The organism is Flavisolibacter tropicus, from assembly GCF_001644645.1.
GTDB lineage: Bacteria > Bacteroidota > Bacteroidia > Chitinophagales > Chitinophagaceae > Flavisolibacter > Flavisolibacter tropicus.
On record NZ_CP011390.1, the window covers coordinates 4667501 to 4689220 of the forward strand.

Genomic DNA, 21720 nt, shown 5'->3' on the forward strand with positions numbered 1-21720 from the left:
TAGGATAGTTGGGACGCTATGAAGCGTGGTCGCCAGGCCATGTGGAGCGGTCGTTGAAATACCAACCTTCGTTTGTTTAGAGTCTAATCCCCACAAGGGAAACAGTGCATGGTGGGTAGTTTGACTGGGGTGGTCGCCTCCTAAAAAGTAACGGAGGCTTGCAAAGGTTCCCTCAGTACGGTTGGTAATCGTACGTAGAGCGCATCAGTATAAGGGAGCTTGACTGTGAGACAGACAAGTCGAGCAGGGGCGAAAGCCGGCTGAAGTGATCCGGTGGTTCTGTATGGAAGGGCCATCGCTCAAAGGATAAAAGGTACTCCGGGGATAACAGGCTGATCTCCCCCAAGAGCTCATATCGACGGGGAGGTTTGGCACCTCGATGTCGGTTCGTCACATCCTGGGGCTGGAGAAGGTCCCAAGGGTTCGGCTGTTCGCCGATTAAAGTGGCACGTGAACTGGGTTCAGAACGTCGCAAGACAGTTCGGTCCCTATCTGTGGTGGGCGCAAGTAAATTGAGAGGACATGACCTTAGTACGAGAGGACCGGGTCGTACGTACCGCTGGTGTATCAGTTGTGCCGCCAGGTGCAGTGCTGAGTAGCTATGTACGGACAGGATAAACGCTGAAAGCATCTAAGCGTGAAACCTTCCTCAAGATGAGTTTACTTTTAAGAGCCGTCAAAGACGATGACGTTGATAGGCTACAGGTGTAAAGCTGGCGACAGCAAAGCCGAGTAGTACTAATTGCTCGTACGCTTTAATTTTTATTTTATAGTACTCCGGCTACCAACTTTTTTTCCAATATGTTACCTTATTGTCTCGAAACAGACTGACCTTTTTATGGTGGTTTTGCCGAGGGTGTTCACCTCTTCCCATACCGAACAGAGAAGTTAAGCCCCTCATGGCCGATGGTACTGCACCACAATGCGGGAGAGTAGGTAGCTGCCATATTTCTTTTAAAAGCCTTCGTGCCTCCGCACGGAGGCTTTTTTCGTTTACCCCCCCTTCCCCCCGACTGCCAAAGGGGCTTTTCCCCCCGCAGCGCGCCGGAGACGTTACTTCCCCCAAAATCCCCTACCTTGCCGGCATGGTTTTCATTCACGAATTGGTAAACAGCCTGGAGGGCGTGGTATGGCAAGTAATTTCCTTCATCAGTATGCCTGATCTCGGTAGGTCTAACGATTTGTTTTATCGAAGGTTAAAGGAAAATATTTCCAAACACTTACTTAGGCGACAATGCCTGTTGCAACTCAGCTAGCGGTGATTCTTCCAATATAATACGCTCCATCTTTTCATCTTTCATCTTCCATTCAATTAACCGTAGCACACCTTCTGAAATCTCAAGTCCAGTAATACCGCCATCATCAAAACAGCAGCAACCGCTGTTGAAATAACAAGGTTGCATCTTCAGGTAATCATCTGAAATCGAATTATAAGAAAACTTGCGATCGGCAATCTCTTTTTCCAATGTAGTAGCCATGCTTTTATCCTCTTGCTTGCGGGCAAAGAGCAGTTGGCGGTATAGGCGCTCTATATGTGTAAGCGATTCAAAAACCGGTTGGTGTGTGTGACCAGTGATCAGTAGTAAATCACCTTGTTGTGCAGACCATTCATACATCATGGTATTATGCGCTGTTTTCAGTGTGGCATCATACGCTGGTGTGTTGGGATTGATGCGTAAAAAGGCCTGTAGGGGCGCCCATATTTTAGCAATAAAGAATTTACTAAACCAGTTACCATCACTCACCTTGTCGCCCTGGTGACCGTGAGTACAAAAAATACGCATGCGTTTATTGCCAACAGTAGTTTCTAATACCACCCCTTCATAAATAGGTACATCTATCCCATAGATTTCTTTTAGTTGAAAAGGAGCTAAGGGGTCATTGGCCCAGTTTAAGTCGTGATTGCCAAAGATCTTAATAAAGGCATTACGAGAAATGAACTGCTTTTCTTTTTCAAATGTGAGCCGGTGTTGCTTTTTAATTGATGCTAATGAGTTCTCCCATAACTCCTCACAATCGCCCAAAGCAATATAATGATACCCGTTTTGGTTGTAATAATCTAAAGCCATTAAATAATCTGGCTCACAAAGGGCAAAGTCGTCAGCCCCATTTCGGTTGCCTTTGTGTTGATCAGAGAAGATGATAAACTTGCCGGTATTAATATTAAATGGTACAATTAGTCCCTTCTTCTTTTCGCCATTTAAGATGCGCGATAGCAAGTCAGATAAAGCCGCAAACACACGTCCCCGGTCCGGCCGGGAGGAGAACCGGTTGCTCAGCCATAAAACGGGACGCTTTAATAACCGCGTTAATAGTTTGCGCATGGGCTTATCCGTTATTCCACTATTGATCCGTACTGTTGTAGTAATGCAAGCAGCACGCCATTGGTCCAGCCAAAGCCATCCTGGTTAGGATATTCACCTCCACCTGCTTCCAGTGTGGTGTCAACAACGTTGTACTTTTCAAATAGTCGGCCAGTTCTTTTATAGACAGCCGTATTCAGATCAATCCAGCTTGTGGCGGCTGTCTTAGCCAGGTTGTCAAAGCCATACTTCTTTAATGAATGATGGGCTATCCATTGCAGAGGTGCCCATCCATTGGGGGCGTCCCACTGCTGAACAGTAGTGGCTAATGTGGTTAGTAATCCGCCTTTTTGCAAGAAAGAAGCTTCTATTTTTTGTGCCACACTTTGTGCTTGTTCTTTTTTGGCGTAAGAAAAGAACAATGGAAACAGACCTGCTAGTGATAAGCGATCGGTTGGTTGTTTATCTGTGAAATGATAATCGGTGAAGAAGTTAAGATCGGGGTGCCAGAAATATTTTTCTAAAGCAGCCAATCGCTTGCTGGCATTTTCTGTAACAGCCTGGCGTAATATGTCATTACTGGTATATTTACCAATCATGTTTTCATAATACAGCAGTAAACAGTTTAAGTCGATAGGAATAATGTCTGTTGTTTCAATAGAAGTCAGGTTACAACCATCTTTAAACCAGCGACTACTAAAATCCCAACCGCTGGCGGCAGCGGCCCGCAGATCAGCATAGGCTTTCTGGCATCGTTGGATAGTGGCATGCTCTTGCTCAGTTATTGATGAAAAGGTATGAGCTGTCAGAAAATTTTCTACAATAGCTTCAGCCGTTACCACATCTTCACGATAGCTTTCTTGCCGCGGAGTTGTTCCTGTATCCCAATAGCGATTCAGCAAGGTGCCGTCTTCCATCCGCACCACGCGCTTGGTGGCTACACCTGGTTTTAAAAGAAAAGCATCCTCCATCCAGTATAGATATTCTTTTTCCAGAGCCTGATAATAAGGAGTAAGGTCTTTACCTTGTTCGTTCAACAGCTCTAACATCAATCCAAAGAAGGGAGGCTGGGAGCGGCTGGTATAATAGGTGCGATTTCCATTGGGAATGTGGCCATAGGTAGTAATTAAGTGCGCAAAGTTTTTTACCATACTTTCAATCATCTCGTATTGGCCGCTAGCCTTTAAACCTAACATGGTAAAGTAGGAGTCCCAATAATACACTTCACGGAAACGACCCCCAGGTACTATATACGGAAAGGGTAAAGGCAATAAGGAACTTCCCGTTTGTGGTGTGTCTGCTTTACGCTCCAACACGCTCCATAGCTTTTGGATATGAGTAACGATGTCGTAAGCAGTATTAGACTGGTATACTATTTCTTCTTCTTGGGGCACTGTAAAATGAGCTGCAACAAAGAAGGCCAGATTGAATGCTGCATCATCTTTAGTAGCTATATAGGCATCTACAATAGCTGCAGGATCTTTAAAGGGAATACAGTCTACAAAAGTTTTACTATCAGCAAACAGACCTTCAGATTGAATAGCTGTAAAGAGCTCGCCATAGAGTAGATCTGGTGTAGCTGATGGCTTTTGGACTGCCAGTTCAATAGGTGTATCAGTTAGCAATGGAAATAATTTAGATAGGGTAGAACAGGTACATGCCATTAAAGCATCTACCTGTAAGGTGTTGTTCTATTATTTTACAGCGATCATGCTGATTTCGACGTTCACAAATTTGGGTAGTGCAGATACTTGAACCGTTTCGCGGGCAGGGAAATTACCTTCAAAGTATTTTCCATACACTTCATTGATCTCGCTAAACTGGTTCATATCCGTAATGAAGATGGTGGTCTTTACTACATTGTTAAAGCTCAAACCAGCTTCAGTCAGAATGCTTTTCAGGTTTTGCATTACCTGATGCGTTTCATCCTGAATGTCTTTGTTTTTCAAATTGCCGGTGGCTGGATCAATACAGACCTGTCCTGAAATAAAAACTAGGTTGCCTGCTATTACAGCCTGGTTATAAGGACCGATAGGGGCAGGGGCATTGGTAGTATTAATGATTTCTTTCGTCATAAGTACAATTGTAAACAGCGAATTTATTGGTAACCCTTTTCTTTGCAAAAAATAGAATATGCATCTGGTTGTATTAAGTAACGCAGATTTAAGAAAAGAATTGTTGGCACAGGCCCCTGATTCAGCTTTGGAGATCACATGGGCTACTGATGTACAACAACTTATGCATCAGGCAGGTGCCGATGCATACCTGGATCTGTTATTTGAAAACACGCCAGAAAGAATTCAGCAGCTGAGGAGTTTAGGTACTCCGGTTATTATTAATAGCGTAATGGACACGCTTGCTGAAACAGACGCTGCCTTTATCCGTATCAATGGGTGGTTGGGCTTTTTACATACACCGATAGTAGAGGCTAGTGGTACTAATGAAGCTGCCAAGGCGGTTGCGGCACAAATCTTCCAGCAACTGGGTAAAACTATTTGCTGGGTACCCGACCAAGCGGGCTTTGTTACACCACGCGTGGTGAGTGCCATTATTAATGAGGCTTACTTTGCTTTAGAAGAAGGTGTTTCTACAAAAGAGGAGATCAATACAGCCATGAAGCTCGGTACTAACTATCCCTATGGACCGTTGGAGTGGGCGGCGAAAGCTGGCCTTCGCAATGTTTACCAGTTACTTCAAAAGTTACAGAAAGAGCACAGCCGCTATGTGCCCAGTGAGTGGTTATGGAAGGAGGCTGGTTTGTAATTGAGGAGAGCCATGACTAACTCTATGGTTCAACTTTTATAGCTGTATGGCATTATAAATAAAGCATGCAGTAGGCATTTTTAAAATGTTTAAGACTGCTGTGCCATCTATTCGAAAATTAAACTGTTCGTGGTTTAGTAGTTGAAGGAACGAAAGCTTTGGCTCCTATTAGCCCTTAATATGTCTCTATTAGTTGTATAATTAGGTACAGCTACGTATTTACTAGTCTGTGACTTCGGAGATATTTGCAGGAATTACCAATCCTAATGAAAACGTCTGTTTTAAAAACTTTTCAGACAGGGCATTTATTAACGCACTGTTACAAATACTCCTTACTGACCGTTTTAATTCTTTTTAGTTGTGCAAGCCGGGCGCAGACCTGGCAGGAAATGTTATCAAGAAAAGATGCCAATTTGTTTAAAGTACAGGACGCTTTTAACAAAGCCGCTCAAAGTTTGCGTGTGGACCCTTCTAAAGTAAAAGGGTATAAGCAATTTCGCCGCTGGGAACGGTTTTGGAAAAGTCGGGTAGATGCCAATGGTAACTTACCAGATATCAATAAGCAAGTGCAGGTAGCACGTGCGTATAGAAGTGTTTCTTCTAAAGCAAAAATGTTAACAGAAAGTGACTGGCAGCTGGTTGGTCCAGCTACTTCAGATGGCGGTAGTGGCGGTATCGGCCGCATTCTTACCTTAGGATTTCATCCTGCTGATGCGGATGTTTTTTATGTAGGAACAGCTGCCGGTGGTGTTTGGAAAACAGTAGATGCAGGGAAAAGATATGTTCCGCTTATGGATGCAATCGGCCCCTTTTCTGCGTCGAGTATTGCTGTAAGCAAAAGTAACCCTAGCCTGGTTTTAGCTGGTGGCTCTGGGCCTGATAATTTGTATAAAAGCACCGATGGTGGTCAAACTTGGCAGCCTGTTAAAGGGCTACCCGCTGTAACCAGCATTTTTATTCATCCATCAAATCCCGACATTATTGTAGTTAGTACCTATAAAGGCATTTACCGTTCTGTCAACCAAGGGATTAGTTTTTCAGTTGTCCTGAATGTAGAGGTGACGAAAATTATTCAGAAGCCCGATAATCCCAATACATTGTACACTTGTCGAACAGATGGTAGCACGGGCACGCTGGAGTTTTACCGGTCACTGGATGCGGGTGTCAGTTGGGTGAAAACCCAAAGCATAGCTAACGGCGGCAGCAATCCGAAAATGGCAGTGGCTAAAGCCAGCCCTGATTTAGTGGAAGTGGCTACCGTAAATGGCTCGGCGCTAAAGGGAATCTATCGATCACTAGATGCGGGTCAGTCCTATACGCAATATTTTATAGCTACAAATACGACTAACTTTTTAAGCTATTCTTTTACGCCAAATGACAATGGGGGAATGGGGAGTTTTGCTTTTGCTTTTACTGTAAACCCAAACAATCCTGCTCATAAGTATATAGGTAGCGTCAATACTTGGCGTACGCTGGATAATGGATCTAACTGGAGCCTTGCCAACAGATGGTGCTGTTCGGTAAAAGAGAATACGGTACATGCCGATAAACATTTCTTAGGCTTTAGCCCCGTAGTACCTAACCGGCTGTATGAGACGAACGATGGAGGGATTTATGTTACTGAAGATGGCAACAATTGGACGGATATCACTAATACCATGGCCATAAGCCAAGTGTATCATGTGTCGCCGCCACCACCTACTCATAAAAATGTTCTTTCAACTTATTTTCTTTTGGGTTTACAGGATAATGGCAGTAAGAAAAATCTGCAACCCAGTAACCTGTGGAGTGATGTAGAAGGGGGCGATGGCTTTATGTCTGCGATCGATTATGGAGACCCTAATACCTTTTATACTTCATTACAAGGGGGTATTATTAATCGTCGCTCAACGACTGTGGGCGATGCTGCAATTTCCGCCAAAATACCAGGACGCCCGGCTACTATTTTCGATACGCGCTTTTGCATCAACCCGCGGAACTCCAAGAGCTTGATTGCCTGTTATAATGATTTATACCGCACCTATGACCAAGGCAACTCTTGGCAAAAGATTACCAATAACTTGTTTTTCGGATTAGAAGTTGAAAAAGTAGAAATCGCAACAGCCGATACCAATGTCAATGTGGCCATGCATTCAGGAATCAATCTGATGCGTAGTACCGATGGCGGTCTTACATGGAAAGGGTTGGTAAATAATATCGGGGGTTGGATTGGGGCGCAGGGACTCGTTGACGTAGCTATTCATCCTAGAGATGCTAATAAAATGTATGTAATACTAAAGCAGGCTGTAGCTGGGAAGGCGGTTTGGAAAACAACAGACGGCGGTAGCACTTGGAGTAATATTACCTCTAATCTTCCCCTTTTAAATTATACCTCTATCGCAGTAGTAGATGGAACAGATGACGATCTCTACTTGGCTGCTGACTTTGGTGTTTTCTATCGGAATAATTCCATGAGTCAATGGGAATCGTTTAGCCAGGGGCTGCCCGTTACTTTTTTAAATGAACTAAAGGTTAACTATACTAAAAATGAGTTGCTTGTAGCAACATATGGGCGAGGCCTTTGGAAAACGCCTTTAAAAGTAATACCTAATGAATATAAGTCGGGAAGTGTGCAGCTGCTCAATGGTGCTTCCTTTGCACCTGGTGCAGAAGTGCAGGTAAAGTTTAAGTTTAACCGGCTTTATTTTAATTATGATAATCAATTCGCACTAGAGATTAGCGATGCAGCGGGTGATTTTTCTAAGTCTACGGTTATTGGAACAATAGCCTCCTTTAATAATGAAGGGTTCTTTAAAGTTTCCCTACCTGCTAATATTGGTTGTGGATCTTCTTTTCGAATGCGTGTAGTAGCTAGCGCAGTAAGGATACAACAGGCGCGTCGGGTAGTGTTGCCGTAACAACCGATCTTACTGTCCCTACGATTACGGCGAATGGCAGTACTATTTTTTGTGCTGGCGGTACAGTTTGGTTGCAATCGTCAGCCGCAACAGACAACCAGTGGTATAAGAACGGCATTCTACTAACAGGCGCTACTGCACACGAGTATCAAGCCTCAGAACCAGGAAGCTACGTCGTAAATCTAACCAGGAATGGTTGCTCCGTTCGTTCCACTCCCAAGGTACTGACTGTTCAATCAGCAACAGCTATTACCATGCAGCCTAGTTCACAGTCTGTATGTGCAGGCACACCTGTTACATTCACAGTAGGTGCTACAGGTACTGGTTTACAATACCAATGGCGTAAAAATGGAATAAATATCGTTGGTGCTACCACCGCTTCATATAATATTAGCAGCGTTTCAGCATCAGATGCCGCCGATTATGATGTCATGGTAACAGGGGAATGCGGTATACAAACATCTTCAACGGCGACACTTTCCTTAAACGGTGTCTTACTTATAACAGAACATCCTGCATCGAAAACGGTGTGTGCGGGCAGTGCCGTTACTTTCAGTGTGGCTGTTTCCGCAAGCGGCCTTACTTACCAGTGGCGGAAAGAAGGTATAGCCATTGCAGGAGCAACTGCTTCTGCATATACAATCAAAGGGGCTACAGTTGCACACCAAGGGAATTATGATGTTGTGGTAACGTCTACCTGTTCACCAATAGCCACTTCTAATAATGCTGTTTTAACAATAAAGCCTCCGGTTGAAATAACGGATCAGCCAATTGAAAAGGTAGTATGTGCTGGTGACCAGGTAACACTTAGTGTAACAACTACAAACGGAAGTAATCCATCATATCAGTGGCGTAAGGATGGGGCTATAATTAATGGAGCTATCGGGACTACTTTTACTATTCCTTCGGCGTCAACTATGGATGCTGGAAATTATGATGTAGTAATTACCACTACTTGTAATACAGTTACATCTTCTATTGCTCCTGTTACAGTAAAGGCAGTCCCTGCTACGCCCATAATTACAGCCACAACGCCTACTGTGTTTTGTGATGGCAATAAGGTGGAGTTACACTCATCTACTGCCAATGGTAATCAGTGGTTTAAAAATGGTGTTGGTATTGAGGGCGCCACAGAGCCTATTTTAACAGTAAAAGCTGCAGGAGATTATACAGTTATTGCTAAGCAGGAGGGATGTACATCTCTTGCTGCTGCAATACAAAGAGTGGAGGTTCGATCAATTCCCTTAAAGCCTGTTATCATATTTAATGCTGATCAACTTTTTTCTTCAGCGACCGCAGGCAATCAATGGTATTTCAACGGTACGGCTATTGCCGGAGCTATTGCAAATACATTCAAGCCTTTATTGTCAGGTGTATACAGTGTTAAGGTCAATGTAGATGGTTGTGAAAGTGAGATGTCAGATGTTTTTAATTATGTATCCACAGCAGTCAACTCTCCTGAATTGGAGCCATACCTTATAATAGCGCCGAACCCAGTGAAAGAGACACTTCTGATTAAATATCAAGGTGCGCCTGCAAAGCTTACTGCTACTTTATTAGATATTTCTGGTAGAAAGATGTCCGCAACTTCTATTTTTACCAATAAGTACAACTTATCAATGATGCATTTGGCCAAAGGCATTTATATAGTTGTGATCACCAATGAAAGAACTGGCTACCGAACGCAAAAAAGTATTATTAAACAATAGCAGTCTCATTAACAATGAATAGGGGTTTGGGGGATGCCTTATATGTTGAAAAAGTTACTGCGTGAGGTTATATGTATGTAAATTGTACAGTCTCTTGATGAGATAATAAGTGAATGAAATAAAAGGTAACAGACATGAACTCGCCTTTTATTTCATTCACTCTTTTATTGGTTATTTAACTTCACATAATTCCTCCCAGCGCATGGTATAACGAGGAGAGAGTTGCTGCTGGCGCATTTTCCAGTTGCGCGTTACGCCGCTGGCGGCAAACTTTACCACATCGCCGCGCATGCTGAAGTTGATATTGTCTACCATGTCCATTAAAAAGCGGCCAATGCTTTTGCCTTCTTCAAACAGGTTGGCTTGGATCGCATTGTCGGGCACCAGGCCACTGACAATTACGCCTGCTTTCTTATACTTTTTACCCTCTTGAAAAATAGATACAGCCATGGTCACTGCCGCTTTGATCAGTTCATGTGTCAGGGAGGTGGGCTGTGGTAAAATCGTGTATGTGCTTACGGTTGGTCCATGTTGAAAGTGCGGACTTTCTATCTTCTCTTGTGGCACCAGGAAAATACTCGCCACACTAGCCGCACTTTTTTGGCGGCGCAACTTTTCAGCGGTTCGGCCGGCATAAGTAGCAATAGCTTCTTTAATATCTGCTAGCTGTGTTACCGCCTCGCCAAACATGCGGCTGGTAGCAATCATTTTTTTCTTGGTCAGCGCTTCCTGCATAAACAGGGCAGGCTCACCCCTTAGTTCCTTTACCATACGAACCCCCACTACACCGCCTAAGTGTTGCCGTGCCCATGCTTCTGACAGGTTGCGTACATCCCAGGCTGTTTCTACGCCTAATGTCAGTAGTTTATCGGCATAGCGTCTTCCTATACCCCAGATATCGCCAACAGGTGTTTGTTGTAGAGCAGCAATTACTTTTTCCTGCGTATCAAGAATCACAATTTTATTTGCTATCTCATGATGTTTCTTGGCCAGCCGGTTGGCTACTTTAGACAACGTTTTAGTAGGACCTATACCAATGGATGTTTGAATGCCTGTCCATTGTTTTATGGTATGAAGTATTTCTTCAGACAGTATATGAAGTTGTTGAAGCGGAAATTCATCGACATCTAAAAATGCTTCATCTACCGAATACACTTCTACGTTATCCTCTCCTACAAAGAGTTTAAGTACCTCCATCACCCGCCGGCTCATATCACCATATAGGTTATAGTTAGAGGAAAACAGCGTAACGTTATGTTCTTCTATGATTGGCCGCTCTTTAAAGAATGGTCCTGCCTGACCAATACCCAAACGCTTAGCCTCAGGGTTACGGGAAATAATACAGCCATCGTTGTTACTGAGTACAACAATAGGCTTCCCTTTCAGGTCAGGCCGGAACACCTGCTCGCACGAGCAGTAAAAGCTGTTGCAATCCACTATGGCTTTCATCAGTTACAGTAATTTATGACGAGCCTTCTGGCACTTCAGACACTGTGAATTACATATGTTACCACACCCCATACTTCAAACTGGGCAAACGGATCAATTTCTATAGGCGCTAGTTTACGGGTAGCCGGCAAGAGGCGTTCTTTTTTGTTGTGTATTTCATAATACCGAATGAGCATTTCTCCATTAAGCGCAGCTATCACCACTTTACCATTGGTGGGTTTAATAGAGCGGTCTACAATTACTACGTCGCCATCGTGAATGCCAGCACCAATCATGGCATTGCTATGCACTCGCATAAAAAAAGTAGCTGGTTTGTTGCGTATCAATTGCTCATTCAGATCAATACCACGTTCTGCAAAATCATCCGATGCTGCGCAAAAACCCGTGGCATTGGCGTTAGGTACATCGGTTTGGGAGAAATCTTTTGATCCTTTATAAGAGGGGAGAAAGTAAGGGTTAGTATCCATAACAAAAAATTTGAAATGCTAAAATACTTGGTAAATTTATACTAAATATTTTATCAAATACTAAACCAGCCTTTATGAATAACGCTTCTAGTATGCCGGGCTACCAGATAAATGAATACCGGCTTGTGATTCCGCTGACGGAAGCCTTGCAAGGAAAAATAAATGCAGTACGCACTTCCTTGCATGAACGTTATCGTGTAAAGACCAGTTTTGAATTGCAGCCTTCTTTAACCATTTTGAAGTTTCATGCATTTGAAAACATAGAGCCACGTCTGCTGGAACGATTACACCAAGTGGCTATAGGACATAATCCCTTCAAAGTGGAATTGGAAAACTTTTCTGCCTATCCTTCTCATACTATTTATATAGATGTTCTCACCAAGTCGCCCTTTAACGAGCTAACCAAGAGTTTGAAAAAGATGAAATGGCTGATGAACATTCCTCAATATGAACCACATTTCATTAATGAGCCCCATTTAATTATTGCACAACGCTTAAAGCCTATGCAATTCATTAGTATGTGGATGGAATGTGAGCATACAGAATTCTCAGGCCGCTTTATAGCCAATGGAATGACACTGCTAAAAAGAAACGAGACCTCCCAACACTACGAAACGTTGCGGCACATGGAGTTTGTAAGTCTACCGCTAAGCGTCAAACAGGGAGAACTGTTCGCCTGAATGTAGCTCTGGGTAATCAAACTGATGATGGAGTTCGGGCACATTGGTATCTACGCCGCGCGTAGTAATGAGTTTGGATATCGTATGTGCCTGCATGGCTTCATCGCTACAGGGCGTGAGCATGTGTTGCATTTGTTCTTTGCTTAAAGAAGGGTTCAGCCATTTCGACCATTGGTCGCGGTTAAGGATCACCGGCATACGCTTTTTGATGTTGTGAATGCGTGACATAAAAGGATTGGCTTCTGTAGTAATTACTGTGAAAGTGCGCATCAGTTCGCCAGTCTCTTTATCGGTCCAGTGAGCATACAATCCGGCAAAGCCAAAGAGCTCGCCACCTTTTAGTTGTACATAGTGCGGGTACTTTTTCTTTTTGAACTCCATCCATTCAAAAAAGCCATCGGCCAGCACTATGCAACGGTTATTCACATAAGAGCGAAAGGCAGGTTTTTCAAACAGCGTCTCCGCCTTGGCGTTTAAAGTTTGTGTGCGAATCTGATCGGCCTCTGAAACTGACTTTACCCAATGCGGCATCAGACCCCATTGGTAACGCTGTACACGACCCGGATATTCAAATGTAATAACGGGCATGGTGGGATAGTTAAAACCAACGCTATGATAGATCGGCTCAAAGGGAGCTTCCCATTCAGCCTGTATCATGCGCATGATCTCTTCCTGCTTCTTGCTTAGTGAGTAATGATAACACATAGTATTCGTACAAATTAAAAATACAAAATAACAAGTTAACCAACTATTGCTCAGCTGCCAAAGTAGTTGTGGCAAACAATAAACCAGAAACCAATTGTATATATGTCGTCCAATAAGATATTAAAGACGAAAAAGGATATAGGAAGTATTACTAATAATGAACAACAGGATGATTACAAGAAGGGGCGTGGTGCCCAGTTCAATACGCCCAATAAATTTTTAAAGACCACGCAGGTAAAGGACTATGTAGAAGGCATTGATGAATGGACAGAACCAAACGTGCAAACACAGTTCATTGAAGTAGACGCCAAAAGCCTGGTGAATAAAGTGGAGAGTCCGGATGTAGGCATGTTCTATAGCATGAATCCTTATATGGGATGCGAGCATGGCTGTATTTATTGCTATGCGCGCAACTCCTTTGAATACTGGGGTTATAGCGCCGGTTTGGATTTTGAAAGTAAGATACTCATCAAGAAAAATGCACCCAGGCTGTTGCGTCAATTTCTCATGCATCCCAAGTGGCAATGTGTTCCTATCAGTATGAGCGGCAACACCGATTGTTATCAACCTGCCGAAAAGGAATACCGGCTCACGCGCCAACTGCTGGAAGTCTGTAGCGAGTTCAATCAACCCATTGGTCTTATCACAAAGAACGCGGGTGTGCTGCGCGATAAAGACTTGTTGCAGGACATGGCGTCACGTCGATTGGTATCTATACTAATGTCTATTACATCTTTCAATGAAGACCTGCGCCGCGTGATGGAGCCGCGCACGACTACCAATAAACAACGCTTGCGGGTGATAGAAGAATTAAGCAAAGTGGGTGTGCAAACAGGGCTTATGTTAGGACCAATGATTCCTGGCCTCAATGAACATGAAATGCCCGCTATTATCAAAGCGGCCAGCGAAGCAGGTGCTACGTTTTCAGCTTACACCTTCATTCGCCTGAATGGTTCCGTCAAGTTCTTGTTTCACGATTGGCTCTATAAAAACTTTCCCGACCGAGCGGATAAGGTATGGCACCTCATAGAAGAGGCACATGGAGGCAAAGTAAACGATAGTGAGTTTGGCCGGCGCATGCGCGGTGAAGGAAACGTTGCTAAGCTAATCGCTGACCAATATAAAACCTACACCAAAAAGTATGGTTTGCAACACGAGCGTTTAGGTTTGGATTGCTCACAATTCAAGCGGCCGGGTGAACAAATGAAATTATTTTAACACCTTTTATGTAATCATTACTTTTTCTGCATCAAGCGGTTAAACCAATCGTTTATGCAGAAAGTAGTAGTCCTTCTATTGTGCTTATGCATTCACTTTAGTAAAGCAGTTGCTCAGACCAACCGGCCTTGGGATAAACTTGCACATTTAAAGCGTTGTTCAATACTCATCACAGCCGACCTGTTTACCGCCACGACATTTATTGAAATGGAGTTTTACAACTCTGGTGACAGCGAAATAGAAGGCTTGTATACCTTTTGCTTGCATCCGGACCAGGTAATCACTGCTTTACAGTTAGATCTGAATGGTAAGTACCGCGATGGCTCTATTGAAGAACGATGGAAAGCTCAAAACGCCTATAACCGTATTGTAGGCAAGCGCATCGATCCCGCTTTGCTGCAAATGAATGGTTTGAATGAGTATAGTTTACGGGTGTATCCTATCCCTGCTAAAAGCAGCCGCAAAATCACTATGACCATTCAGCAGCTACTCAAACCAACAGCTTCTACCCTTACATATAGTCTTCCACTAAATCGTAAGGATACCACCAGTCAATTCAATATTGCCATAAAAGTTTACAATACAGAAAATAGACCTTTTGTAAATAATGGCTTATTACAGGGTTTATTTTTGCCTCAAGGAACTAGTTTCTATTTAAACCAGCAAGAGCAAAACTTCCGTCTGGATGGTAACATCGCATTTAATATTCCCCTCAGTCAAACAGCTCCTTTTTTATGTACAAAGCAGATGGGGAATGAAACCTACTTCGCCCTACGCTCAAAGCCTAAACAAGAATATCAAAACACGATTACTCCTGAGCATATCGTAGTGTATTGGGATGCCTCTGCCAGTAGTGAAAAACGAAATATTGAAAAAGAGATCACCTTCTTAAAGCAATATATCGGCTATTATAAGGTTAAAGACCTGACGCTGATTCCATTCAGCTATAAGCCCCTTGATACTGCGTCCTTTACAATGAATGGCGCCAACTCAAATCGTTGGATAAGCTACTTGCGCTCGCTGGAATACGATGGTGGTACACAACTGGGGAGCCTTGATATGAGTACGATAAAGGCCGATGCTGTCCTGTTGTTTAGCGATGGTATTAATACATATGGGAAGTCCTTGCCTAAAACTGGTAAGGCCAGAATATATAGTGTACATGCTGCCCATAATGCGAATATGACAGTATTAAATACAATAGTTGGGAGCAGTGGTGGAAGCCTGATCGACCTAACAAAGCTCAGTATGAGTGAGGCTATACAGGTGGCAGGTAAAGAACAAATTCAATTGCTGGATATTCAGTCTGTCAGTGGTAAGACAATCATCAATCAGCAATGGGTAGATACAGCCTTACAGCAGCTTACAGTGGCAGGTGTAGCTTACGGTGGTATTGATACGTTATTGCTTGCATACGGCAATAACAGTCGTGAAGCAACAATTGAACGTGTACAAGTCAATACTCAGCAGCATTGCGAAAGTAGCGCTATAGATCGCATTCCATTATTGTATGAGTTTGATAAAATGATTCGCTCTCTCGACTGGTATAAGATGGTAGGTTATGGTAAGAAACACAAGGTGGTAACACCCAATACCTCTTTCATTGTGTTAGAAAGGGTGGAAGACTATGTGAACTACGATATTGAACCACCGGCAGAACTAAAAGAGGAATGTGAAAAGTTGATCTACGTAAAACAGAACCGCATAGATCGCTGGAAGCTTTACCAGGAGTGGAACGCTTTCAATATGCTGCAAGGTGTGGTGGCATCGTATAACCAGCGTATCCAATGGTGGGATAAAACTGCATCACCCATCCGATTATTATCGCCCAATACAACAGTTGCAGGCAATAAAGAAAAAAGTGATGCAGACGCATCCAACTCATTGTCCAATGCATTGAGTGGAAAAGTGTCAGGTCTTTCGATTACAAATGGCAATGCTTTAGAGGAGGTAGTGGTTACAAGCTATGGAATGTCAAGAAGGCGGGATGTTTCCTATTCGGTTACAACCATCCGGCAGCAGGATATTTTCAGTTCAGTCACTTCAGTTGAGCAGGCATTAGCAGGACGAGTTGCCGGTCTGGAGGTTACAAATTCAAATAATGGTTTAGCCGGTGATGCTGCAACAATTCGCATTAGGGGAGCCGCTTCTATAACGAATAATCGACAACCCCTTTTTGTATTAGACGGGATACCAATAGCTGGAAATATTAATCATTTGGTAAACGTGCATGATATCGAGCGCATTGAGGTGCTAAAAGATGCTGCTGCCACAGCATTGTATGGTAGCCAAGGTGCCAACGGTGTTATTGTAATTGTTACAAAGAAAGGAAAAGACACCCGGTATCAGTATAATGCCACTCCATATAAGTTGAAAAATAGGGAAGATTTAGAGTATTTGCAAGAGTTGAAGGCAGCAAGAAAAAATGAAAAGCTCCAGACATATCATCAGCTACAACAGTATTATGGTAATGGCGTTGGCTTTTATTTCGATGTAGCGCAGCACTTTTTCGAAATAGGAATGCATCACGATGCGATTCACGTTTTGACGAATGCAGCAGAATACGCGGACGGAGATGTACAAGTGTTAACGGCTATAGAGTATACATTGGAAGCATGGAAAGAATATGCGGCTGCTGTCACGATCTATGAAGAGGTGATGAAGCAAAGTGAAAATGATATCCAGGCTTATCGCAATCTGGCCTGGGCCTACTACCAGCAGGGTAGCTATCAAAAAGCAGTAAATCTTTTATACGAAACCATCATGAAGAGTTGGGAGCAGCAAGAGTATGCTGTAAAAGAAACAAAAGCCACCTTGTTGAATGAGATGAATGCCATTATTGCTATACACAAAGAGCGGTTAGATATTTCTAAAATCGATACTTCCCTGATCAAACCGTTGCCTGTTGATTTACGTATTGTAGTCAATGGTAATAAAACATACTACTACCATAATGTTTCTGTAGTAGAACCGGGTGGTGCTATAGCCTATGGTTACTATTATGATGGGAACTCAAAAAGCAGGGGTAGCATATTACAGAGCGGTTATTATGCCTATTATCCCACTGAGTATAATAGTAAAACTGCAGCGAAAGGAAAGTACACAGTTAGGGTGCAGTATTATGACTACTATGGGCAAAGAAAAGATATACCTGCAATCATACGGGTTATGGCGTTTAAGAACTTTGGAAAGGAAGGACAGACAATTCAAATTGAGAATGTTATTATGGATAATCAAAACGGCGTGGTGGATATAGCAGAAATAAAATACTAAATCGTAATCGCTAGAATCGTTGATTTTACTAGTGTTTCAGCGCCTTTGCATAAACGCTGCAAAAATATTTATTCCATAATACTTGTTTATTCGCCATAGTCTTTTCTATTTTTGCGCAACAATTTTAAATATCATGCTACGCAATTATACACATATCGATAATAAAGGGTTTGCTCCTCTGGGAGTAGATACCTTTAGCGGGGCATATAAGCATCTACGTTAGTCTTCTAACCAAAATCAACATAGCTTAAGCCCCGCTCTTCCAGCGGGGCTTTTTCATTATCACAAGTCAGGCTGGGGAAATAATTATAAATCAATAATCAGAATGTTAATCAGGCAAAATGAAATAAAATATACCATACCCTTTTCAGGCATGTATCATCAGCCAATGGCAGCTGCAAATAGCATTCGTACAAGTGATGCTGATAGCTGCATGGGCGAGCTATGTGCATACCGGCGACCGGCCTTTACTTTTATATAACAGTGATTGTTGTATAGAGAGACCCGGTCCCGTTACTAAGGACCGGGTTTTTTTATAGGCATATAAAAGCGAAAGACAATGAAATTTTTAATTATAGTACTGGTCATCCATGCATTGTTTATGTGGTTGGACCAACGGTTACAGAAAAGAGAAATAGATTAACAATGGGCAACGCAAGATCGTGCGGTAGTTGCCTGAGTCAATAAGAATAGTAAAACAAAAGGAGGCTTTATGCTTTGGAAATGGTTAAGTCGGAAAGTATTAGATACTGTTGCTTTGTTCAACGGACACTTCATTGAAGTAAAGGCATTCTATGCTATGCAGTTCGATGCAGTGCCTTGCGTTACATTCATCGGTGAGTTGGATGTAACAAAAGCCTATGCCTTTATCAATGAACAAATGAAAGGAAGTATTGTACAGGTATACCAGCATTCTTACTTCGATCACCAGGAACAACAAATGTTCTTCAACAATACCATCTTGGTATTACGTGATAATAGAATGATTGAAATCGGTAACAACTACTGCCAGGTATTGCACACAACCAGTCAGTATGCGTGGGCCAACCAGTTGGTAAAAGAATTAGCGGCATTCAGAATCGTGAATAATGAGCCAGCTATTGGTTTCACACGTCATACAACGATGAATTAATAAACCATGGGAGCGTACTAACAACTCCCATGGCCTTATCAATGTATTTGTTAGTAACAATTTATAGCAGTTATGAACACGTTAGATAACCAGAAAATGATTGATGCCAATGCGGTATTTGATAAACATTTTCTGAATAGTAAATCATTATACTTATATCGCTTCAATCAGTTGCCGAATTTGCATTTCATAAACGGCATTGAGGGCGAGAAGGCGTATAAAGCTTTTAAAGAAACATTTGCTGATCTCATTGTATCGGAATACAAATACCGGAGCTATCAGGAGAAAAAGAAGCGCTTTCGATTTGATGAAACATTCTTTATTCTTAAGAATAACTGTATAGTAGAGTTGGATAGTTATTGTGAGATCCTTCATGATGGTAATCAAGACAGATTCATAGATCAATGCACAGCATTAATGAATCAATTCCGGGAACGAAAGAAAAGAGATCCATTTGAAATCAATCTCATAGTAAAAGGTAGCTATGGATTGGAACTGAAATCGATGGAAATTAAGCGTACTAAGTTGGATTTGGATCTATTCTATGAAGATGATTTTAAGGAAATAGATAACATTATCCAAAAGCGCTTGAATCAGAAAAACGACAAAGGCATTGTGTTACTACACGGACTGCCAGGTACTGGTAAAACCACCTACCTGCGTTATCTGGTTGGAAAGGTCAAAAAGCGCGTACTCTTTTTATCGCCCAACGTAGCCAGTAATCTTATGGATCCTGATTTTATTGATCTGTTGATTGATAATCCCAATACAGTAGTGATTGTTGAGGATGCCGAGAATATTATCATGGATAGAAGGGCAAGCGGAAGTTCAGCGGTGTCTAATCTCTTGAATATTTCTGATGGCTTACTGGCTGATTTTTTGAATGTACAATTGATATGTACGTTTAATAGTGCGGTCACCATGGTTGATAGTGCTTTAATGCGAAAAGGAAGATTAATTGCCAAGTATGAGTTTGGAAAGTTATGCGCTGAAAAAGCACAGCGCTTAAGTGATCACTTAAAATTCGACACTATTATAAACCGAGCAATGACCGTAGCTGAGATCAGCAATCAGAATGAGAAAGAAGCAAAAGCAAAACAAGTAGAAGTGATTGGATTCAGAACAGCAGTCATGCAGAATTGAAAAAGGCAAGCTAAAAACAAATGAAAAGAAGGTGGTGATACATTTGAATGGTGTAGTCACACTATGTAGGAAAACATATTTAATTAAGGAAACAAAAAGCCCTTCAGGGGTTGGGGTATGGCAAAATTAAAATTAACTGGAAAGCAATTACGGAACATTGGGTACCCGGAAGGACCTGTGATCAGTATTGCAATGAATATCATGGAAAAAAGCTTCAGGCATCTGCCGGAAGCCGATGCCTTGGAAATATTAAGTAGTATTTTACAAAGTCCCAATCAATATGCCCATGATGGGGTATTGGGAAAAATAGCAGAGGCTTTATTGCCAAAGCCGAAAGTGGGTGGCGATGAGATTCCATTAATGCCAAAAGGTATAGAATTTAATGTCTTTGGTGCTAGCGGAATTGAGCAGGGCGCAATGCAGCAGATGAATACGGCAGTCAAGGTACCGATAGCGGTTGCCGGTGCGCTTATGCCCGATGCTCACCAAGGTTATGGACTACCGATTGGGGGAGTTTTAGCTACAGACAATGCAGTAATACCCTATGGAGTAGGAGTAGACATTGGCTGTCGTATGTGCCTGAGCGTTTTTGATATCGATCCAAAAGAGCTGACCGCGCGTGAACAGTATTTTACCCGGGAATTGAATGAGGCTACACTCTTTGGTAGTGGTTCAATGTTCGATAAGCCATTCGATCATGAAATAATGGAGCGAAAAGAGTTTGATGAGTTAGGCTTGCTAAAAGGCTTGCAAACCCGGGCTTGGAAACAATTGGGTTCATCAGGTTCGGGCAACCACTTCGTTGAGTTTGGTATTGTTGAAATAAGTGAACAGGATCAGGTGTTGAATATACCTGCTGGTAAATATGTTGGATTGTTGTCACACTCTGGATCCAGAGCCTTAGGCGCCAATATTGCCAATCATTTTACAAAGGTGGCTAAAGAAAAACGGCGACTTCCTAGCGAGGCTAGCAATTTAGCCTGGTTGGATCTAAACGAACAGGAAGGTATGGAATATTGGCTAGCCATGAACCTGGCCGGCGACTATGCCTCTGCCTGTCACCATGTAATACATGATAAGATCGCCCGGCAGTTGGGAAGACGGCCACTGAAGATGGTAGAGAACCACCACAACTTTGCTTGGAAGGAGCAATGGGAGGGGAAAGAAGTGATCGTGCACCGTAAAGGCGCTACGCCTGCTGGTAAAGATGTGCTGGGTATCATTCCCGGTTCTATGACAGCCCCTGGCTTTATTGTAAAAGGGAAAGGAGAAATGGCATCGGTCAATTCTGCCGCCCATGGAGCAGGTCGTCAAATGAGTCGTACGGTAGCACTGAAATCTATTACCCACAATGCGCTAAATGACATGTTAGCCAAACACGGTGTTAAGCTTTTAGGCGGAGGTCTGGATGAAGCACCTTTTGCTTATAAAAACATTTTTGAAGTCATGAATGCACAGAAGCAGCTGGTTGACACAGTAGGCCTTTTCTATCCCAAAATCGTAAAAATGGACGGCGCCATGCCTAAGCAATGGAAAAAGAAAAACCGTGATTTCCAGGAGTCTGGAGACTTAATGGGTGAATGATTGAAGAAGGGAGGAATTGGCATTCAAAATTGCTTTATGTATAAAAAAGAGGCCTCATGCGAAGGCCTCTTTTTTAATTTTATAATCTGCTTTGGCAGAAAGCTGCTTACGACTTCTAATATCCTCCTAATCCCGGTTCAGTCCTCCCTTCTTCCTTCATCATTCCTTGTTCCTTGTTCATTATTCCTCTGCTACTTCATTGCTCCTCCTCTGTCCCTTCATGGTTACTCCGTATGGAAGCCATAGTAACTCCGTATCAAGGCCCTTCCTCGTCCGGTCTACCAGCCATCCTACCACCGTACTCAGGTAGACAACCTGCCTTCAACCTGCTACATATAGTAGAGAAAGGAATATAAAAAGCTTATATCTTTTTTCAGAGGGAGTAAGCAAGATAAAA

At 42.7% G+C, this 21720-nt stretch carries 15 protein-coding genes and 2 rRNA genes (1 of these 17 running past the window's edge); 11 read left to right on the forward strand and 6 right to left on the reverse strand.

Going from position 1 to position 21720, the window contains the following annotated elements; all coding sequences use genetic code 11:
* Both SY85_RS19985 and rrf read left to right on the forward strand, forming a co-directional pair.
* A 23S ribosomal RNA gene (locus SY85_RS19985) occupies positions 1 to 762 on the forward strand (it extends 2120 nt beyond the left edge of the window).
* A 75-nt stretch (positions 763 to 837) separates the two neighbouring features.
* Positions 838 to 949 (forward strand): 5S ribosomal RNA (rrf, locus tag SY85_RS19990).
* A gap of 271 nt (positions 950 to 1220) precedes the next feature.
* Here the strand turns inward: rrf and SY85_RS19995 are convergent.
* The 3 genes from SY85_RS19995 to SY85_RS20005 form a co-directional block, all read right to left on the reverse strand.
* Entirely contained in the window at positions 1221 to 2324 is a 1104-nt protein-coding gene (locus SY85_RS19995; RefSeq protein ID WP_066406851.1) for a metallophosphoesterase, read from the reverse strand.
* 11 nt (positions 2325 to 2335) lie between these two features.
* The gene (treF, locus tag SY85_RS20000; protein ID WP_226998913.1) at positions 2336 to 3928 is read right to left on the reverse strand and encodes an alpha,alpha-trehalase TreF; all 1593 of its coding nucleotides are present in this window, start codon (positions 3926 to 3928) and stop codon (positions 2336 to 2338) included.
* A 69-nt stretch (positions 3929 to 3997) separates the two neighbouring features.
* Positions 3998 to 4378, reverse strand: a complete 381-nt coding sequence (locus SY85_RS20005; protein WP_066406854.1) for a RidA family protein — start codon at positions 4376 to 4378, stop codon at positions 3998 to 4000.
* Positions 4379 to 4436: 58 nt separating this feature from the next.
* On the opposite strand from SY85_RS20005, the gene SY85_RS20010 reads away from it, so the two are divergent.
* The 3 genes from SY85_RS20010 to SY85_RS20020 all read left to right on the forward strand — a co-directional run bounded on the left by SY85_RS20010 (position 4437) and on the right by SY85_RS20020 (position 9672).
* Positions 4437 to 5066: a 3-hydroxyacyl-CoA dehydrogenase family protein gene (locus SY85_RS20010; RefSeq protein WP_066406855.1), complete on the forward strand. Its 630-nt coding sequence runs from the start codon at positions 4437 to 4439 to the stop codon at positions 5064 to 5066.
* Positions 5067 to 5332: 266 nt separating this feature from the next.
* The gene (locus SY85_RS20015; RefSeq protein ID WP_148661247.1) at positions 5333 to 7963 is read left to right on the forward strand and encodes a beta propeller repeat protein; all 2631 of its coding nucleotides are present in this window, start codon (positions 5333 to 5335) and stop codon (positions 7961 to 7963) included.
* A 71-nt stretch (positions 7964 to 8034) separates the two neighbouring features.
* On the forward strand, positions 8035 to 9672 hold the full coding sequence (locus tag SY85_RS20020) for an immunoglobulin domain-containing protein (RefSeq protein ID WP_148661248.1): 1638 nt from the start codon (positions 8035 to 8037) through the stop codon (positions 9670 to 9672).
* A gap of 171 nt (positions 9673 to 9843) precedes the next feature.
* On the opposite strand, the gene SY85_RS20025 is transcribed toward SY85_RS20020, so the two are convergent.
* Both SY85_RS20025 and SY85_RS20030 read right to left on the reverse strand, forming a co-directional pair.
* Positions 9844 to 11121 (reverse strand): Y-family DNA polymerase, encoded by a 1278-nt coding sequence (locus SY85_RS20025; protein ID WP_066406860.1) that lies wholly within the window; start codon positions 11119 to 11121, stop codon positions 9844 to 9846.
* A gap of 35 nt (positions 11122 to 11156) precedes the next feature.
* Positions 11157 to 11588, reverse strand: coding sequence for a LexA family protein (locus SY85_RS20030; RefSeq protein ID WP_066406862.1), 432 nt, complete (start codon positions 11586 to 11588; stop codon positions 11157 to 11159).
* A 74-nt stretch (positions 11589 to 11662) separates the two neighbouring features.
* Here SY85_RS20030 and SY85_RS20035 point away from each other — a divergent pair, with 74 nt between their 5' ends.
* On the forward strand, positions 11663 to 12268 hold the full coding sequence (locus SY85_RS20035) for a 2'-5' RNA ligase family protein (protein WP_066406863.1): 606 nt from the start codon (positions 11663 to 11665) through the stop codon (positions 12266 to 12268).
* Here the strand turns inward: SY85_RS20035 and SY85_RS20040 are convergent.
* Positions 12236 to 12973, reverse strand: a complete 738-nt coding sequence (locus tag SY85_RS20040; RefSeq protein ID WP_066406865.1) for an SOS response-associated peptidase — start codon at positions 12971 to 12973, stop codon at positions 12236 to 12238. The two genes, SY85_RS20035 and SY85_RS20040, sit on opposite strands and share 33 nt — an antisense overlap.
* 102 nt (positions 12974 to 13075) lie before the next feature.
* Here SY85_RS20040 and SY85_RS20045 point away from each other — a divergent pair, with 102 nt between their 5' ends.
* The 5 genes from SY85_RS20045 (at position 13076) to SY85_RS20065 (ending at position 21323) form a co-directional block, all read left to right on the forward strand.
* Positions 13076 to 14191, forward strand: coding sequence for a PA0069 family radical SAM protein (locus tag SY85_RS20045; RefSeq protein ID WP_082886625.1), 1116 nt, complete (start codon positions 13076 to 13078; stop codon positions 14189 to 14191).
* Positions 14192 to 14245: 54 nt separating this feature from the next.
* Positions 14246 to 17464 (forward strand): TonB-dependent receptor plug domain-containing protein, encoded by a 3219-nt coding sequence (locus SY85_RS20050; protein WP_066406867.1) that lies wholly within the window; start codon positions 14246 to 14248, stop codon positions 17462 to 17464.
* A 712-nt stretch (positions 17465 to 18176) separates the two neighbouring features.
* Positions 18177 to 18596 carry a hypothetical protein gene (locus SY85_RS20055; protein ID WP_066406871.1) on the forward strand — a complete coding sequence of 140 codons (420 nt, stop codon included), beginning with the start codon at positions 18177 to 18179 and terminating at the stop codon, positions 18594 to 18596.
* A 72-nt stretch (positions 18597 to 18668) separates the two neighbouring features.
* Complete coding sequence (locus SY85_RS20060; RefSeq protein ID WP_066406872.1) at positions 18669 to 19739, forward strand: AAA family ATPase; 1071 nt, start codon at positions 18669 to 18671, stop codon at positions 19737 to 19739.
* Positions 19740 to 19856: 117 nt separating this feature from the next.
* Positions 19857 to 21323: an RtcB family protein gene (locus SY85_RS20065; protein WP_066406873.1), complete on the forward strand. Its 1467-nt coding sequence runs from the start codon at positions 19857 to 19859 to the stop codon at positions 21321 to 21323.
* Positions 21324 to 21720 lie beyond the last annotated feature (397 nt).

Excerpts from the sequence above, each read along its gene's own strand:
- SY85_RS19995 (WP_066406851.1), bottom strand. The coding sequence starts at position 2,324 with ATGCGCAAACTATTAACGCGGTTATTAAAGCGTCCCGTTTTATGGCTG.
- SY85_RS20005 (WP_066406854.1), bottom strand. The coding sequence starts at position 4,378 with ATGACGAAAGAAATCATTAATACTACCAATGCCCCTGCCCCTATCGGT.
- SY85_RS20010 (WP_066406855.1), top strand. The coding sequence starts at position 4,437 with ATGCATCTGGTTGTATTAAGTAACGCAGATTTAAGAAAAGAATTGTTG.
- SY85_RS20015 (WP_148661247.1), top strand. The coding sequence starts at position 5,333 with ATGAAAACGTCTGTTTTAAAAACTTTTCAGACAGGGCATTTATTAACG.
- SY85_RS20025 (WP_066406860.1), bottom strand. The coding sequence starts at position 11,121 with ATGAAAGCCATAGTGGATTGCAACAGCTTTTACTGCTCGTGCGAGCAG.
- SY85_RS20030 (WP_066406862.1), bottom strand. The coding sequence starts at position 11,588 with ATGGATACTAACCCTTACTTTCTCCCCTCTTATAAAGGATCAAAAGAT.
- SY85_RS20035 (WP_066406863.1), top strand. The coding sequence starts at position 11,663 with ATGAATAACGCTTCTAGTATGCCGGGCTACCAGATAAATGAATACCGG.
- SY85_RS20040 (WP_066406865.1), bottom strand. The coding sequence starts at position 12,973 with ATGTGTTATCATTACTCACTAAGCAAGAAGCAGGAAGAGATCATGCGC.
- SY85_RS20045 (WP_082886625.1), top strand. The coding sequence starts at position 13,076 with ATGTCGTCCAATAAGATATTAAAGACGAAAAAGGATATAGGAAGTATT.
- SY85_RS20050 (WP_066406867.1), top strand. The coding sequence starts at position 14,246 with ATGCAGAAAGTAGTAGTCCTTCTATTGTGCTTATGCATTCACTTTAGT.
- SY85_RS20055 (WP_066406871.1), top strand. The coding sequence starts at position 18,177 with ATGCTTTGGAAATGGTTAAGTCGGAAAGTATTAGATACTGTTGCTTTG.
- SY85_RS20060 (WP_066406872.1), top strand. The coding sequence starts at position 18,669 with ATGAACACGTTAGATAACCAGAAAATGATTGATGCCAATGCGGTATTT.
- SY85_RS20065 (WP_066406873.1), top strand. The coding sequence starts at position 19,857 with ATGGCAAAATTAAAATTAACTGGAAAGCAATTACGGAACATTGGGTAC.